The sequence below is a fragment of the Algoriphagus algorifonticola genome (assembly GCF_007655305.1).
Classification (GTDB): Bacteria; Bacteroidota; Bacteroidia; order Cytophagales; family Cyclobacteriaceae; genus Algoriphagus; species Algoriphagus algorifonticola.
In genome coordinates this window covers 17,468-35,351 of record NZ_VLOG01000026.1, presented here as the reverse complement: position 1 = coordinate 35,351, position 17,884 = coordinate 17,468, and the positions used below count along the sequence as shown (strand labels likewise).

The following is a 17,884-nucleotide window of genomic DNA, read 5'->3' as shown; positions in this document are numbered from 1 at the left end:
GTAGATACTATAAAAAACAACAGCCCTCCGAGGAGGGCTGCTTATTATTCTTCCAAAAGTTTTTCGAGAATTTTTATCGCAGCTTCAGAAAGCACTGTTCCCGGGCCAAAAACTGCCGAAACTCCCTGATCGAAAAGGAATTGATAATCTTTAGCAGGAATGACTCCACCGGCTACCACCATAATGTCTGGTCTGCCAAATTTTTTTAAAGCCTCTATCAATTGGGGAATCAGAGTCTTATGTCCTGCGGCCAGAGAAGAAGCACCGACAATATGCACATCATTTTCTATGGCTTGTTCCGCCACTTCCTCTGGTGTTTGAAATAATGGTCCTATGTCGACATCAAATCCTAAATCAGCAAAGCCTGTAGCGATGACTTTTGCACCTCGATCATGTCCATCCTGCCCCATTTTGGCTACCATAATTCTTGGTCGCCTTCCTTCCAGTTCGGCAAACTGATCGGAAAGGGCAATTGCTTTTTTAAATGATTCCTGATTTTTCACTTCTGCTGCATAAACACCGGTGATAGATTTGGTTTGGGCCTGATGCCTTCCGAATACTTTCTCCATAGCCATGGAAATTTCCCCTAAAGTCGCTCTTTTTCTCGCCGCATCCACTGCTAGAGCCAAGAGATTTCCATTTCCGCTTTGCGCAGCTTCCGTGATAGCCTCTAATGCACTTTTGACTTCAGATTGATTTCGTGTGGACTTTATCTGATTGATTCGTTGAATTTGAGATTCTCTTACGGATTGATTGTCTACTTCTAAAAGTTCAATTTCTGATTTCTCGTCTACCTGATATCGGTTTACTCCTACAATGATATCTTTTCCACTATCTATTCTAGCTTGCTTTTTGGCAGCAGCTTCTTCTATTCTAAGTTTTGGTAATCCTGCCTCAATAGCTTTTGCCATACCACCCAAGCCTTCTACCTCTTCGATCAGCGTCCAGGCTCTTTCCACCAGTTGATCAGTCAGATATTCCACATAGTAGGAGCCGCCCCAAGGATCTACTACATCTGTGACTCCAGTTTCTTCCTGTAAAACCAATTGTGTATTTCGGGCTATTCTTGCTGAGAAATCAGTGGGTAAGGCAATGGCTTCATCCAGCGAGTTGGTGTGTAAAGATTGAGTATGCCCCATAGCTGCACCCAAAGCTTCTACTGCTGTCCTGGTAACATTATTGAAAGGATCTTGCTCTGTCAAGGACCATCCGGAGGTTTGGCAGTGTGTTCTCAGAGCGAGTGATTTTTCATTTTTGGGATTAAACTGCTTTACAATTTTAGCCCAGAGTAATCTGCCTGCTCTCATTTTGGCAATTTCCATGAAATAATTCATTCCAATTGCCCAGAAAAATGAAAGCCTTGGTGCGAAATCATCAATGTCCAAACCTGCCTTTACTCCAGTTCGCAGGTATTCCAGTCCATCCGCCAGAGTGTAGGCCAGTTCCAAATCGGCAGTTGCGCCAGCCTCCTGCATATGATAACCTGAGATCGAAATGGAGTTGAATCGAGGCATTTTCTGAGAGGTAAACTCAAAAATGTCCGCGATGATTTTCATGCTAGGCTGGGGAGGGTAGATATAGGTGTTTCTTACCATGAACTCTTTCAAAATGTCATTTTGAATGGTTCCGCTTAATTTTTCAGGAGAAACTCCCTGTTCTTCCGCCGCGACAATGTAAAATGCCATGATTGGAACCACAGCTCCGTTCATCGTCATGGAAACTGACATTTGATCCAAAGGGATTTGATCAAAAAGTATTTTCATGTCCTCGACTGAGTCAATTGCAACCCCAGCTTTCCCGACATCTCCAACTACTCTGGGATGGTCAGAATCATAGCCTCTATGGGTAGCTAAATCAAAGGCCACTGACAGGCCTTTCTGCCCAGCTGCTAAATTTCTTCTATAAAAAGCATTGGATTCCTCTGCTGTGGAGAATCCGGCATATTGTCTAATAGTCCAAGGACGCATTACATACATTGTACTGTAAGGTCCCCTGAGATAAGGAGGGATTCCAGCTACAAAGTCTACATGAGCCAATTTAAGAGTTGCCGGATCGAAAGAAGGAGGAACCTGAATTTGTTCGGGAGAATCCCATAAATTCTCTAACAAGGTATCATTAGCTACAGAGGGCTTTTTCCAAGAGTTAAAATCTGGTCTCATGAGTGATTTTGGGTTTCTAATAAAGCTGTTGCTCTTGTTTCAATTAATTCACTTTCCTCTTCTGAAAAATCCTTTGAAGAAAGGTTGTCGATGAGTTTTCCCTGAGCTTTGAATTTGTTGGCTCCGATTTTCGAAATCTCTGAATTCTCAACAGCTTTTTGGATTTTCAGTCGCTGAGCTCGAATTTGTTGGTGGATTTTTCTTCCTTCAAAAGCTTTCTCCCAACCGCCTTCATTTTCCAATTCGGCGATTTTGTTTTGAACAGCATCTTCTATTTGTTCTTGAAGCTTTTCCAGATAGTAAGTGCCAGCTGATGGGTCCATTACCTTATCCAAATAACTTTCTTCTTTCAAGATTGATGGGATGTTTCTAGCTACCCTTTTTTCTAAGTTACTTGCATCGTTCCCTTGGATGGGTCTGACCCAAATACAATTGCAGCCGCCCAATATCCCGGACATTGCTTCATAGCTGTCTCTGATTAGGTTGGTGTTTTTATCAATCAGGGATTTACTCCAAGTGGAAGTAGACACCAAAAGCTGAAGATTCGATGGATTTGATTCGACCCCAAATTTCGCCCCAATCATCGCCCAAATCTTTCTTAGGGCTTTCAATTTTGCGATTTCAGGAAAATGGTCTCCGGCTACTGAGGAGTGAATTCCAATTCTTGAAAAGATATCTTGAAGTGTACTTTTCTCATCTGAAATAGAGCTTATCAATTCAATCAATTCGCCAAAACCAAAGCTTAGTTCCTGAATTCCTGTCCCGCCGCTATTTCTATATCTGGCAAAATTCAGAACTAGTGGAGAAAAGTTAGGGTACTTTTTCCATTTGTTAAACTCAGCTTCGAAATATTGAACAGAATCTGATAAATTCAGATTTGTACCGAATACTTCATCAAAGGGAGAATTCAAGAAGCCTCCATGAAGCGTTGTTTCTGTTTTAGAAATAAATTGAAAAAATGAGTCTCTTACCTTCCGTGGATTTTTCTCAGGAAGAATATAAAGTGTGATATATGGAAGCAGGACATCCTTTAATATCTTCTCCCAGTCTTCATTTCCTGAAGCATGGATGATTAATGCATCAGCGCCATTTTGAAGTACTTCTAAAATCTCTTTGTTGGACAAACGAGAGTCCGAAGGATAAATGGAAACAGCATTAGACCATAGCCTTGGACTAAGTCCGGGAATCTCAGAAGGAGGGTGGAAAGTCATTGGTTGAGGATTGAAGTCCAAATCCTCCGAATGATAAATAGGTTGCTGTAGGATTTCTCCCCACACCTTTTTTACCAGGGTTTTTTCAAAATCTTTTCCTTTGAGATCCTGATGGATTTGTTCTAGCCAATCATTTTTACTTTTGACAGGAAATGGATAAAAATCAGGGCGTATCATATTTGGGTTTTGTATTGTAATGAGAAAGGCCTTTGCCTTCATCTTGGTCTCCAAAAATAATTAAATGTGAGGGTAAACCCTAAAACCATAAAATAGATTGACTATCTAAATATAAGTTGTTGAATATCAGGGAGACTTTGTCAGGAATATGGCTATTTGAACCAACGGAGATACTTTTTTACTATGAAATGTTCAATTTGATAATTTTAGGTAAAGTCGAAAATAATTCAAAATAACTTCGCCATGCCTAAAATTTAACTTTTTCAACCTAAAATGGATTTTTTATTTAAATGATTTTTGTACAAATTTGACACCCTTGTACGAATCCGTCCGGGTCATTGTTTTTTAGAAACCTTCTCAAATGAGTTCAGAAGCTAATGCAGTTTGGAATGAATGTTTACGTGTCATAGAACAACACGTGAATGAGCAGAGCTTTTCAACTTGGTTTAAGCCGATCAATCCGGTTAAACTAGAAGGGACGAGTCTGACCATTCAGGTCCCCAGCCAGTTCTTTTACGAATGGTTGGAAGATAATTATATCCAAGAATTAAAACTTGCTATCAAAACCGTATTGGGTCAGGGAGGTAGATTGGAATATGCTGTAGTAGTTGATCGTGGAAATTCTTCCAATCAACCCTATGTAGTTTCATACCCTCAAGGAAATCACGGTAATAAAAAACAGGGAAATCAAGCTAATTCTGCCACTGAGCAAAAAGTGACGCCTTTCGAGATGCAATCTTTGGGCGCCGAAGCTTTGACTCAAAGCAATCTGAATCCAAATTATACCTTTAATACCTACATAGAAGGCGATTGTAATAGATTGGCTAGATCTGCAGGATTTGCGGTAGCTACTAAACCGGGGATCACCTCTTTCAATCCACTCATGGTATATGGGGGAGTTGGATTGGGTAAAACTCACTTAGTACAAGCTATTGGGAACGAAATAAAAAATGGACCTGAGGATAAGTTCGTCCTTTATGTTTCCTCCGAGAAATTCGTGAATCAATTCATGGATTCCATCAAAGACGGGAATGTGAAAAGTTTCACCAACTTTTACATGCAGGTAGATGTGCTGATCATTGATGATATTCAGTTTTTGGCAGGAAAGGATAGAACGCAGGAAATGTTCTTCCATATTTTTAATCACCTACATCAAAGTAAGAAACAAATTATTATGACTTCCGATTGCCCACCAAGAGATTTGAAGGGGTTGGAAGAGCGATTACTTTCGAGGTTTAAGTGGGGTTTGACTGCGGACTTGCAAATGCCTGATTTTGAGACAAGAGTTGCCATTATCAGAAGAAAAATGCAGTCAGAGGGAATTTTCATCCCGGATGATGTAGTGGAATATTTGGCATACACGGTAGATACCAATGTTAGAGAGCTGGAAGGAATTCTAATTTCACTAATTGCACATGCTTCTTTGAATAGAGTAGAAATCAATCTTCAATTGGCTAAAACCGTGATGAAAAATATCATCAAGGATATAGAAACTGAAGTTGGGATAGATTTTATTCAAAAAACTGTCTCAGAGTATTATAGTATCAATCAGGATGATTTAAAGGCTAAAACCAGGAAAAAAGAAATTGTTGTGGCGAGACAGGTTGCGATGTATTTTTCAAAGGAGTTTACCAACCATTCTTTAAAGTCCATAGGCTATCATTTTGGAGGTAGGGACCACTCTACGGTTATTCATGCTGTTCAGACAGTAAATGATATGATTGAAACTGACAGTACTTTTAGAAATGCTGTCAATGAGCTGAAGAAAAAATTCAAAATGCGCTCTTACTAAGGTTTAGTTTAGAATCTTATCGATAGTTTCCTCAAATTTCCCTAAAGCTGGAATATACCTTTTCTGGATGTTCTCCAAGAATTTGCCTTGAGTGTCTATTGGATAAACTGGATTGTATTGAATTCGGTCTATGACCATGTCCAGCCAAACTTTTCCATCATCAATCAAATCTGCATGAAATGCTTCTATAGTAGCATCTCTGGAACCTGAAAAAGGTCCTTTACCCTGCTTCTCAAAATATTTCTGAATCACTTTCAAAGCCAATTCATGAGTTACCTCAAAACTCATGATCAATTCTCTGGATTGAGAGTCTGTGAGTTTGGCAAAATCAGCCCTGTGGGCAAAATTATTCAAATCTTCTAAGGCTGCTTGATATTCTTTGAAGCAATCTTCGCAGGATTGAGGGAGAGATTTCATAAGTCTTAAGCTTTCTTCAAGATAAAAATTTAATCTGAAAAGGCAGAAAAAAATCAGGAGGGTATTTCCCTCCTGAATTGAAATTATCTAACCGTATAACTCTGCATAAATGGTTGTCCATTGGATGCTACACCTTCAATTAATAGTCTACCACTATATTCTTCCAGGTATTTTCCTACTGCTTTCGGGTCTTTGGCAGGCTCTCTGTTGATCTGAGTAATCACAAATCCATCTCTCAATCCCAAATCTCGTAAGTATCCTCTGGACAAGGCAGATATTTTGATACCATACTGGATCCCAAGCCGGTCTTTTTCAATAGTATTCACAGCTTCAAGTCTGGCACCCAGAAGTTTGGAGCTGTAAAATTCTCTTTTGAGGACACCAGTTCCGCCTTCCAGATTTTGAAGTGTCATCGTACCAGTTTTCACTTCTCCATTTCTGATGAAAGTTACGGCAAGTTTATCTCCTGGGTAATAATAAGAAAGTGCCTCTTCAAAACTTCCCATTCCTGTGATAGGCTGATTACCTAGCTGAGTAATCACATCATTTCTCAAGAGACCTGCTTGGTCCGCAGCGCCTTGCTTTACCACATGAGTGACAATAACTCCATCTAAGGTTTTGATTTTCATTTCTTCCGCTAGTTCCGGCGTAATCTCTACCGCGTCAATTCCCGGAATTGCTTTTTGTACTTCTCCATATTGGATTAGGTCGTTGGCAACTTTCATGGCGATATCCACCGGAACAGCGAAGCCATATCCGGTATAAGAACCGGTGCGGGAAAGAATTGCAGTATTGATGCCGACTAGTTCACCTTCCACATTGACCAGTGCTCCTCCTGAGTTTCCTGGGTTTATTGGTGCATCTGTTTGAATAAAACTTTCCAAAGGAAAATCTCCACCAAGGATGTTGATCTGCCTTTCCTTGGCTGAAACGATTCCTGCCGTGACCGTGGAGGTAAGGTTAAAAGGGTTCCCAACCGCAATTACCCATTCTCCAATTTTGAGGTTTCGGGACGATCCTCTTTTGATAGCGGGAAGATTTTCTCCCTCAATTTTCAGAACAGCGATATCAGTATTTTTATCCGTTCCTACCAGTCTGGCTTGATAAGTTCTCTTCTTATGAACAACCTCAATGGTCTCTGCCAGATCAATCACATGATTATTGGTAACGATGTATCCGTCCTGAGAAATTATTACTCCGGAGCCAGTACTTACCTGTTGGGTAGGACCAGTGCCGAAGAAATAATCAAACATGCTGTATCTCCTTGGGTCACTTCCTGAAAAATTCTTAATGAATACTACTGACTCGGTACTGTTTTCAGATGCTGCTACAAAAGATACCGGAGGATTAGTTTGGTAGCTTTGGACAGCTTGCGCATTGTTTCGAGAGGTAAATTGTGTTTGTTCTGTCAGTGGCTCTTTTTGGTCAAAATCACCTCTGCTTGGTTCCGATATTTCCAAAGAAGTCCAGAAAGCAGCTCCCGCCAGACCTGCCAGAAAGGAAATCCCGGTAGTTTTGAGAATATTTTCCATGTCTTTTCTTTTAACAATTTGACGTCCTTTTTCCATTTAGGGTAAGAATATTCACATCTTTTAAGATGGAAATCCCTCAAAAATTTTTCCATTGATTAAAAACTGACGATTTGTACAAGGAAAAGTCTAGGCATCTTGTAATTTTGTCAGCCTATGGATTAAACCTTCCCAAATTTAGAAGGTTGTTTTCCTCAAAAGTAAAACTGAATGAAAGAAGCGAAGCGCGTAGCCATCCTGGGTAGCACCGGCAGTATTGGTACACAAACCCTGGAGGTGATTCGTCAGCATCCCGAGGACTTTGTCGTCGAGGTTCTAACTGCCCAAAATAATTGTGATTTATTGATTACCCAAGCATTGGAGTTTATGCCCAATGCTGTGGTAATCGGCAATGAGTTGAATTATCAGAAAGTGAAGGAAGCACTTCTTCCTCATGATATTAAAGTTTTTGCCGGCCAGAAAGCCATTGCCCAAGTCGTGGAAATGGAGACCATTGATGTGGTGCTTACTGCTTTGGTAGGTTACTCCGGGCTAATCCCTACTGTTAATGCCATTAAGGCTGGAAAGCAAATAGCTTTGGCTAATAAAGAAACTTTGGTGGTGGCAGGAGAAATCATCACCCAACTAGCCAAAGAAAATGGGGTCAATATATATCCTGTAGATTCAGAGCATTCGGCGATTTTCCAATGTTTGGTAGGGGAATTTCATAATCCTATAGAAAAAATCATTCTTACAGCTTCAGGAGGTCCTTTCAGAGGCAAAGACAGGGCTTTTTTGGAAACTGTCACGAAGGCTCAGGCTTTGAAGCATCCAAATTGGGATATGGGAGCGAAAATCACTATCGATTCAGCTTCTTTGATGAATAAGGGCTTGGAGGTGATCGAGGCAAAATGGCTTTTTGGGATTCAAACCGAACAGATTGAGGTAGTCGTTCATCCCCAAAGTATCGTTCATTCATTAGTCCAATTTGAAGACGGATCAATCAAGGCACAACTTGGTTTGCCTGATATGCGTATTCCCATTCAGTTTGCTTTGAGCTTTCCTCACAGATTGAAAAGTGATTTTGAAAGATTTGATTTCCTAAAGTATCCTAATTTGACTTTCGAGCAACCTGATTTAAAGACCTTCAGGAACTTACAGTTGGCATTTGATGCTTTAGCTAAAGGAGGAAATGCTCCATGCATTCTCAACGCAGCAAATGAAATTGCTGTAGCAGCATTTCTTCAAGATGAAGTAGGATTCTTAGAGATGTCGGATTTGATAGCAGAAACTCTTGAAAAAGCTCATTTCATAGCACATCCAAGCCTGGAGGATTATGTTAACACGGATAAGCAGGCAAGAGAAATTACAGAAAAATTAATAAAGCGTAAAGTATAATGGATACATTGATTATGGTGGGCCAATTGCTGCTGGGATTGTCAATCTTGGTAGGCTTACATGAGTTGGGTCACTTATTGACTGCCAAAATGTTTGGCATGAGAGTAGAGAAATTTTCTATTGGGTTTCCTCCAAAAATTGCAGGATTCCAATGGGGTGAAACTGAATATTCAATAGGAGCAATTCCTTTGGGTGGCTTTGTGAAAATATCCGGTATGGTGGATGAATCCATGGATACTGCCCAACTTTCCTCAGAGCCCCAACCTTGGGAGTTCAGAGCTAAGCCAGCTTGGCAGAGACTGATCGTGATGTTGGGCGGGATTATCGTCAATGTGATCACAGGTATAGTCATTTTTGTTTTCCTGGTTTACAATAATGGGGAAACTTATTTTTCCAGAGATCAAGTAGTTGAAAATGGAATCGTAGCCTATGAATATGCAGAGGCAATAGGCCTTCAGACAGGAGATAAAATTCTGGACGTGAATGGACAGCCTTATCAAAGCATCAATGATTTAAGCAGTGGAAATGTTCTATTGAGCGAAAACGGTTTTTACACAGTTGAGCGAAATGGCGAACAGGTCCGAGTTGATATTCCTAAGGGTTTTATCAATACCTTCAATAATGAAGATGCATTTAGCAAGTTCATTTCAGTAAGGTTTCCGTTTGAAGTTGGAATGATCGAGCCGGGAAGTGGAGCTGAGTCTGCGGGCTTGAAAGAAGGAGATAAAATTCTTGCTGTAAATGGAAAGTCAATTCAGTATTTTGACGAAATGCAGCTTGCCTTGCAAAATCTGAAAAATGATACTGCTCAATTTGTAGTTCAATCTGAGTCAGCTACAGATACCATGGCAATAGCTGTATCGGACGATGCGCGAATTGGCATTGCAGTCAATCCATTGCTAGAGCCTGTAAGCAGAAAGTTTGGCTTTGGAGAATCATTGGCTAAAGGAACAGAAAGAGCATTTGGAGTAGTAATCTTGAATGCCCGAGCACTTGGTAAAATGTTTACCGGTGAGGTTTCTGCAAAAAATGTCAGTGGTCCGATCGGAATGGCTAAAATTTATGGAGATAAATGGGACTGGACTAAATTCTGGAGTATTACGGGTTTGATATCCATGATCTTGGCATTTATGAACCTTCTGCCTATTCCTGCTTTGGATGGTGGTCATGTGATGTTCTTGCTTTACGAAATGGTTTCAGGTAGAGCTCCATCCGATAAGTTTTTGGAAAATGCACAGAAAGTAGGAATGGTTATTTTGTTAGCCCTGATGGTGTTTGCCATAGGGAATGATATTTTGAAGTTCTTCATTTAAGGAGAATAAACTTTCTGATTCTGAAGAGGCTGGTTTTTTACCAGCCTTTTTTTGTTAAGGTGTAAGAGGTACTTCAATTTTTCTGGAAGGAAAGTGAAAGAATTTTGATTTCTTTTTTCAGGTAGATTTTTTTTAAAAATACTCTTTGATAATCAGTTCTTTAAATCTTTTAAAACTTAATTTTTTTGAAATGAATTTTAAAAATTATTAGTTTATATAAATTTTAATTTATGGTAAAATATCTCCTAATTGTTCTTGGTTTTTTTTGGAGTCTACAACAATCGAACGGTCAAAATTCCCAAGTAAAAGTATTTGTAAACGGGGCTGATCAAAATTATTCCTTAGCTCCTCAAGGACTGGCAAGTACCTATAAAGTTCTAAAAGTAGTTACTCAGGAAGGGTTTGTTTCCTTTTCCCCATCTGAAATTGACGGGTTTGAATTTGAAAATGGGAAAAAATACAGCTCCCTGAAGGAGCGAAATTCAGGCGCCAAACAATTTTTTCAGGTTCTGATAGAAGGAGCTGTTTCATTAGGCTATTATGAATCAAATTATTATTTGATGTTTGATGGGGAGGCGGTTTTACTTAGCGAGGATAACAGACTGTCGAGAATGGAACAATCTAGAAGAGAAAAAAGAAAATCCTATTTAGGGGTCTTGTATGTTGCTCTTAGGGACTGTGCATCTGATTTTAATGATAAAATCAATAGTACCTCTCTTTCTTATCCTTCACTTGAAAAATTATTGATCTCCTATCATCATTGCATCGGTAAGAATTTCGAAATAATCGGGGAAAAAGAGAAGTATGTAGATTTCGGGGTTTCCGCAGCTATTGGATTCAGTAGCTTTTCGGATAATATGATTTCAAATGGAACTGGAGATCAAAGATTTGCTTTTAGGCCAGAAGTGCTTTTAACCATGGATTTCAATAAGCTGTCTCCTAGAATGAGAGCTGAAGTGGGTGTTGGATTTTTTTCAGTAGGGGATAGTTGGATTCACGCTCCTGAGTTAAAGCCAGGAGGGCAAAGGGAACGCTATGAAGAGGAGTTTAGAATCAGAAATATTCAAATTCCGGGATACTTAACCTACCGACTGATTCAAAGACCAAAACAAGACTTGTATTTTGGACTTGGAGTAAGTATGAATTTCTTAAAGAAAGAAATGATTTCTGAAATTTCAGAATATGAATTTATGCAAGATTGGGAGCCATACAGGATTATTACGAGGCCCAGGGATCCTGTCTTACTCGTCTTAGACCCCATTCGATTTGGAGGAATAATGAAACTGGGATTTTCGAAACAAATCAACCAAAAATGGTCCTTTTTTGAACTTCAGTATGAGTCTCTTCCAAAGATAGGCACCTTGGACTTCGAAGCTTCAGACGTTAGAAAATATTCAATGAGAGGTTTTTCGGGCAAGATAGGATTAAGATTTTAATTGAATTTTTTACCTAAGTTTTGAATTTTCTTTTGAATCAATTAAACTTCGGAGATAAAGCCTTTAGTTTAATTTTTGATAGGTATTCACTAGTAAAAATTTTTAGAGGCTCAGTAGAGATTTCCAAAGTCGCAGATATTTTAAGTTTTTGATCTTAAAAGATTTTCGATGCAGGTTTTTTTACCCAAGGAAATCAGGACTTTCTTAATCAATTTATGAGTTATCAGTTTATATGCGTTTTCAAATTTACTTAAGGCTTGTAATCTTAGCCTTTTTTCTAGGATTGATTCATTTTTCAGCCCTGAGCCAGTCGATTACTTATGAGGATCTTAAATCTTTCAATTCTAATCTAGAGGGAAACCAAGAATTTATCATACTGAATACCCTCGAGAAGAAAGTAGGGAAAATTGTCAGGAATTTTGACTCCAATAAATATGAAGAGATTGTATTTGAAAATTCTGACGGTTTGAGATCTAGTTTTGATGCCAATCAGATAAAAGGATTTCAACTTTCAAATGGAAGAGTTTTTGAAAGTGTACTAATTCCAGGATCTTCTAAAAGACAATTTTTACAAAGGCTATTTTCAGGTCAATTAATGAGTCTATATTCTTTAGGAGATAGATATTATGTTTTTAATGGCTTAGAGATTTATGAGTTAAGGTCAGTTTATGATGAGACTAAGGATATTTCCATAAAAAATTCAAGTAGGTATGTGCCTTACTTATCGTTGTTCTCGGCCCTGATGGCAGGGGATTGCTTTGGTCAGGTAGCTCCAATTTTGCAAAAAACAAAGCTTACGGAAAATGATTTAATCATTTTGCTGGAAAAATTCCATAAATGTGAAAACGCAGAATACATCATTCACGTAGCCAAAATCCCAATTTTTAAAGTAGCATCACAAGTAAAATTTGGAATAAATAGGTCAGGACTTAGATCAAATCAAAAGGAGGAGGGTAGAAAAGATAGGCTGACCTTTTCGAGTGGATATCAGGCGAGTTATAGCTTACAGTTTGAGGATTTCAGGAATCTTCCGAGGTTCAACTTCCAGATTTCATTTCAAGCTGAAAGGTCCGTTCAAGAATTAGGTTCGGATTTGGATCATCCAATAGGATTTTTTAAAGGGCAAGAAGAATTTCAGCTTGAGACCTTATCTATACCCTTGAGTTTCAACTATGAGGTTTATAAGAAGCCCAATCAGCTAGTGTATATGGGGATGGGTATCGGTTTTGCTTTTTCTAAGTTGACAAGTGAATTTGGAATGATAGAAGTTGATTGGACTAACCAAGACTATCTTTCAATATTTGAAAAAGGGTTTTTAAAAGTGCAGGAAAACACCGTTTTTCCTTTTACTCAAATTGGATTTAAAAAGAAAATAAGTCAAAAATTATTGATCCTGACTGAGCTGCAATTAAGATATCTGCCTAACTATTACTATTCTACTATCAATCAATTTGAAAGTACTTACCACAGGCTTGATACTAGTCTAAACATTGGAATCCAGTTTTAATTATGAGAATTATTCATTTTTCCCTCTTCCTTGTTGCTTTTATTGCCTTTTCTTGTGAAAACGAGAGCTTATCTCCCCGTAATAACCCCCAATTTGGCGTAGCACTTATTCAGGAGATATCCTCCTCAGGGGTGCAATTTGGTGCAACTATTTACGAGTTTGGTTCAGAGCCAATCATTGAATATGGTTTTGTTTTCTCTCCTTTGGGAGATCCGAAACTTCACAATGCTGATTTTGTGAGGGAGTCTGGTAATCCAGGTGAATATTTTGAATTGATAGCAGACAGTAATTTGGAAAAAGGGAAAATTTATTTTGTAGCTGCCTATTTAAAAACTTCGACAGCTACTTTATATTCCGAGGAGGTTTCTTTTCAAAGTCAAGGCTCTGAAGGTTTTTTGGTAGATTCCGTGGAGTGGCCCATATTATTCAAAGGAGTAGAGGAAAGAGTAAGAATAAAGGGAAAAAAATTTAGCTCTATCAAGTCAAATTATTCAGCAGAAATTGGAGGGCTACCAATGGATGTTGAACTGCTCGATTCTGAAAACTTTGAAATAATTATTCCTGCTGACTTCCCTCTTAGAATTGAAGGGCAAAATGTTCAAACTGCAATGAAATTTAGAATTGCAGGAAAAGAGTTTTTTGGGGTTTATAGTTCTCGCTTTATTGAGCCATCATTTGAACAAGCTGAATTAAAAGAACTGAATTTTACCGATTCGATTCAGGTTGAAGGTCAAAATTTTTCATTCGCTCCCGCAACCTTATATGTTAATGGGGTCCAAAGAGAGATTATATTTTTGGATTCTACTAAGATGGTTTTTCAAGCATACAATATTTCCAATCCCTCTGCAAATTCTACTATAAGTCCAGAAATATCTGTGGAAATGAGAGGGATAACCTATGACCTTGGTAAAAGATATACTTTGAAGGCACCTGTGGTTGAAAATACTTCAATCAAACTCTCTAAAAGTTCAGAACTGATATTGAATGGAAAAAACTTCATTCCTTCTGTTGCTAATTTCAACAATCTAATTGATCAACATGATGAAATTTTCAGTAGGCCTAACCTAGCTTCAAGCACGCAATTAAAATACTCTTTTGGACAAGTTCCCAGTAGATTTTTAACGCTTCGGGTCAAGAACTTTGATCTTTATTCCAATCCCGTTTCTTTAGAAGTAAATGATCCAGTGATTGCTTTGAGGAGAGGACCTGAAGAATTTTCTTCTTTTCCCCAAAAAGGATTAGTCATAGAAGATGAGGGATATTACATTGAGAATTCCAACTTGATGAAAGTTGGATTTGAATACCCATATTTATCAAATAAGGTTGGTGAAATTCCTCATCGAGAAAATTATTTTTTCGAAAAAATAGATGGGAAAATCCTGATTGGTGGTGGCGCTCAATCTCAATTTAACCTAAATAAAAATATTTATTGGTTTAATCCACAAACGAAAAAACTTGATCAGCTTACCGAGCTGCCTGAAGGTCTGGTTGGATTTAAAATAGTATATAAAGTTGGAAATAGCTTAATTTTCGAACAAGGTCTTAGGTACGAAGAATTTAGATTGGTTCCTAGCAGGGAAAGGTGGAAGTTAGATTTGAATTCTAAAAATTGGGAGAGATTGTCAGATTCAAAATTAGAATCTAATGCTATTTACAAGCACTTTATTTTTAGTGACCAACTTTACAGTCTGATTGCAGATTTTCAGAATGGAATTTATACTCTGGCTAAGAAAAATTTTTCCACATTTGAATGGGAAATTATCAAAGATAGGGTAGACTTGAGAAGTTCGTTTTATGTCCACCAACCTGTCCAAATAAATGGTTTTTCTTATTTTATTCAAGAAGATAAGATCGAAAGACTTGATTTAAGCTCTGGAGAGGTGGATTTATATCCTGTAAACACTGGACAGCGATTTAATTCTTCTTCAGCATTTAATTTGAAAGATAAGGCATACTTAGGCGTTGATTTTAGCTTATACGAGTTTGACCCAGCATACCTTTCTAACTAAGTTGTTGATTTATTCATTGATTTTCAGTTTTAGTTCTTTGCCTGATTCGTTTTAGGGGGCCTTTATAAAGCAATATCAAAAATCCTTAAATCTTTTATTTCTGTGACTAATTTGTTACCCATATATTAAATTTAAAAATGCGTGATAAAGGAAGTATTCAATAGAACTTGATTAATGATATGCCGATTAAGATTCCTTTTGATAAGCGATCCTTTTGTTGAGCCATAAAATTTTAATGGGAGATGAATGGTGGGCTCATTCACAAAGTATTTTTCAAATTGTATCGCTCATCTCTGCCATTCTGACCCATTCTTTCTTTGGCACAGGCATTGAACTTTAAGCACAGACCTTCGTACATTGGAGGTCTAACTTAAACCAAGTCAAAAAACGACAGTTTAACTGTCAAAATGTCTATATGAGTCAATTCGAAAATTCCTTATTTGATAATCTTATGGTAGGTGAGTATGCAGGAGAGGGAGATCTGATCCAATTAATCACAGATGAAGAAGATGATCAAAATGGAAAAGAAATATTAAAGGAAGAAATTCCGATTTTATCTGTTAGAAATACGGTACTTTTTCCAGGGGTGGTGATTCCAATCACTGTTGGACGGCAAAGGTCAATCAAACTGGTTAAAAAAGCCCAAAAGGGCGATAAGATGATTGGGGTCTGCGCGCAGATCAATCCTAATAATGATGATCCGGCTTGGGAGGATATTTATCAAGTAGGGACATTGGCCAAAATTATCAAGATGATAGTCCTTCCTGATGGAAATACCACGATTATAATTCAAGGTAAAAAGCGATTTAAAATCAGGGAGCAGGTTACTGATGACCCTTACTTTATCGCTAAAGTGGATTTCCTTGATGAAAACTTCCCAAAAAGCTCCAAGAAAATACAAGCGCTGGAAGAGTCTCTGAAAGACGCAGCTACCAGAATTCTTCATCTGAATCCAGAAATCCCAAGAGAGGCTCAAGTAGCTTTGGATAATATTGACAATACTCCATTTCTTACCCATTTCCTTTCTTCCAATATTAATGCTCCAGTCGAATCCAAGCAGCGATTATTGGAGATCAATGATGGGGTAGAAAGAGCTACTTTGCTTTTGGAATTCATGATGAAGGATATCCAAATGTTAGAACTGAAATCAGAAATCCAAAAGAAGGTACATACTGATATCGACCAGCAGCAAAGAGACTATTTCTTGCGTCAACAAATGAAAGTTCTTCAAACTGAACTGGGGGAAGAAGGTCCTGAGAAAGAGGTGGAAGATTTGCGAGTTAGAGGGGCCAAGAAAAACTGGCCTGCGGAAGTTGCTAAGCATTTTGAAAAAGAACTGGATAAGATTTTAAGAATTAATCCTTCTGCTGCAGAATACCCAATTGCGCTCAACTATGCAGAAACCATGGTGGAATTGCCATGGAATGAGTTTACTCAGGATAATTTTGATCTCAAGCATGCCAAAGAAATTTTGGATGCGGATCACTTTGGTCTTGAGAAAGTCAAGGAAAGAATTATCGAATACTTGGCTGTTTTAAAGTTAAAAAATGATCTCAAAGGCCCAATCCTATGTCTTTACGGACCTCCTGGGGTTGGGAAAACCTCTTTGGGGAAATCCATAGCCGCAGCCTTGGGAAGAAAGTATATCCGAATGTCATTGGGTGGTCTGCATGATGAGGCTGAGATCCGAGGTCACAGAAAGACTTATGTGGGCGCTATGCCAGGTAAGATTATCCAAAACATGAAAAAGGTGAAAATATCCAATCCTGTTTTCGTTTTGGATGAGATTGACAAACTTTCATCGGACTTTAGAGGAGATCCAAGTTCAGCTTTCTTGGAAGTATTGGACCCTGAGCAGAACTTCGCCTTCCTTGATAATTATCTGGAAGTGGAATATGACTTGAGCAAGGTTCTGTTTATCGCTACTGCCAACTCATTGGATACCATTCAGCCTGCGTTGAGAGATAGAATGGAAATCATTGAAGTGACTGGGTATACTCAGGAAGAGAAAGTAGAAATAGCCAAAAGACACCTAGTTCCTAAGCAAAGAAAAGAGCATGGACTTAAAGCCAATCAAATTCGTTTTGACAAAAGTGCTTTGGTGAAGATTATCGAGGATTATACCCGGGAATCAGGGGTTCGTAATCTGGAAAGAGCCATAGGTAAAGTTGTTAGAAATGTGGCCAAGTCTATTGCGATGGAAGAGGAGTATGAACCTAAAATCAATGCAGAGGCCGTTCGTAAAATCTTGGGTTCTGAGATGTTTGATAAGGAAACTTATCAGGATAATTCCGTGGCAGGTGTAGTGACTGGTTTGGCCTGGACCAGTGTAGGAGGTGAAATTCTATTTATTGAATCTAGCTTGAGTAGAGGAAAAGGGAAGTTAACCTTGTCTGGCCAGTTGGGGGATGTGATGAAAGAATCTGCTATGACAGCGCTATCTTATTTGAAGTCACAGGCAGAGCATTTGGAGATTGATCATAGAGTATTTGATCAATATGATTTGCACATTCACGTCCCAGCGGGTGCAGTTCCAAAAGATGGACCATCTGCGGGTATTACTATGTTGACTGCAATGGCCTCTGTTTATACCCAAAGAAGAGTGAAGGCGAAAGTAGCTATGACAGGTGAAATCAGTTTGATTGGGAAAGTAATGCCTGTTGGAGGGATCAAAGAGAAAATCTTAGCAGCTAAAAGAGCAGGGATTAAAGAAATTATTCTTTGCAAGAAGAACAAGCGGGATATCGAAGAAATCGATGAGCAGTATATCAAAGGAATAGATTTTCACTTTGTAGATAAAGTAAGTGAGGTGTTGGATATTGCTTTACTGAAGTCTAAAGTGGAGAAGCCGTTAAGGTTTTCCTTTCAGGCTGATGCCAAAAATGCTGAATAATTAAGCGGGGAGAAAAAACTCCCCTTTTTAGTTTTCTAAGGGAAACTGATCAAGTTTAAAATTT

General features: G+C 38.5%; 11 protein-coding genes. 7 read left to right on the top strand and 4 right to left on the bottom strand.

The window, feature by feature from the left end; translation table 11 throughout:
* Positions 1-44: 44 nt before the first annotated feature.
* Complete coding sequence (gene scpA / locus FL972_RS05700) at positions 45-2,159, bottom strand: methylmalonyl-CoA mutase (protein ID WP_144604113.1); 2,115 nt, start codon at positions 2,157-2,159, stop codon at positions 45-47.
* On the bottom strand, positions 2,156-3,547 hold the full coding sequence (locus FL972_RS05695; RefSeq protein ID WP_186300015.1) for a methylmalonyl-CoA mutase family protein: 1,392 nt from the start codon (positions 3,545-3,547) through the stop codon (positions 2,156-2,158). Before FL972_RS05695 ends, scpA begins: the two co-directional genes overlap by 4 nt.
* A gap of 361 nt (positions 3,548-3,908) precedes the next feature.
* Between FL972_RS05695 and dnaA the strand changes: the two genes are divergently transcribed.
* A complete protein-coding gene (gene dnaA, locus FL972_RS05690; RefSeq protein ID WP_144604111.1) occupies positions 3,909-5,339 on the top strand; it encodes a chromosomal replication initiator protein DnaA in 1,431 nt (476 codons plus the stop codon).
* Between the two features lie 3 nt (positions 5,340-5,342).
* Here dnaA and FL972_RS05685 read toward each other — a convergent pair whose 3' ends face one another.
* Complete coding sequence (locus FL972_RS05685) at positions 5,343-5,756, bottom strand: nucleotidyltransferase substrate binding protein (RefSeq protein WP_091655092.1); 414 nt, start codon at positions 5,754-5,756, stop codon at positions 5,343-5,345.
* 83 nt (positions 5,757-5,839) lie between these two features.
* Positions 5,840-7,324, bottom strand: coding sequence for a S1C family serine protease (locus FL972_RS05680; RefSeq protein ID WP_394344569.1), 1,485 nt, complete (start codon positions 7,322-7,324; stop codon positions 5,840-5,842).
* A gap of 171 nt (positions 7,325-7,495) precedes the next feature.
* Here FL972_RS05680 and FL972_RS05675 point away from each other — a divergent pair, with 171 nt between their 5' ends.
* From FL972_RS05675 to lon, 6 genes are all read left to right on the top strand, one after another.
* Positions 7,496-8,662, top strand: coding sequence for a 1-deoxy-D-xylulose-5-phosphate reductoisomerase (locus FL972_RS05675; RefSeq protein ID WP_144604109.1), 1,167 nt, complete (start codon positions 7,496-7,498; stop codon positions 8,660-8,662).
* On the top strand, positions 8,662-9,975 hold the full coding sequence (gene rseP / locus FL972_RS05670; protein WP_144604108.1) for an RIP metalloprotease RseP: 1,314 nt from the start codon (positions 8,662-8,664) through the stop codon (positions 9,973-9,975). Before FL972_RS05675 ends, rseP begins: the two co-directional genes overlap by 1 nt.
* A 230-nt stretch (positions 9,976-10,205) precedes the next feature.
* A complete protein-coding gene (locus FL972_RS05665; protein ID WP_144604107.1) occupies positions 10,206-11,411 on the top strand; it encodes a hypothetical protein in 1,206 nt (401 codons plus the stop codon).
* Between the two features lie 232 nt (positions 11,412-11,643).
* Complete coding sequence (locus FL972_RS05660; protein WP_144604106.1) at positions 11,644-12,918, top strand: hypothetical protein; 1,275 nt, start codon at positions 11,644-11,646, stop codon at positions 12,916-12,918.
* Between the two features lie 2 nt (positions 12,919-12,920).
* Entirely contained in the window at positions 12,921-14,927 is a 2,007-nt protein-coding gene (locus FL972_RS05655; protein ID WP_144604105.1) for a hypothetical protein, read from the top strand.
* Positions 14,928-15,342: 415 nt separating this feature from the next.
* Positions 15,343-17,820, top strand: a complete 2,478-nt coding sequence (lon, locus tag FL972_RS05650) for an endopeptidase La (protein WP_144604104.1) — start codon at positions 15,343-15,345, stop codon at positions 17,818-17,820.
* Positions 17,821-17,884: the final 64 nt, after the last annotated feature.